Annotated in this window: 1 protein-coding gene; it reads left to right on the top strand. The window is 67.1% G+C overall.

Annotated features, from left to right (window positions below):
* The coding region (locus tag ACZY08_RS29755; protein ID WP_463748180.1) for a hypothetical protein at positions 1–231 on the top strand (231 nt) is incomplete at both ends.

Here is a 231-nt window from a genome sequence, read left to right as displayed (position 1 = left end):
GACAGTGTGATCGGGTTTCTGCGCGGCGAGCTTGGTGACCCGCCGGGCGGGTGGCCGGAACCGTTGCGCACCAAGGCACTTGAGGGCAGGGGACCGGCCAAGCCGATCCAGGAACTCTCGGTCGAGGATGAGGAGTTGTTGGCTGCGCCCGGGCCCAAACGCCAGGCGGCGTTGAACCGGTTGCTGTTCCCGGCGCCGACCAAGGAGTTCGAGACACACCGCGAGACCTAC

This window comes from Mycobacterium sp. IDUB_9 (assembly GCF_055419505.1).
Note: the sequence above shows the minus strand (reverse complement) of the source record. Positions and strands in the feature narration are given on the sequence as shown.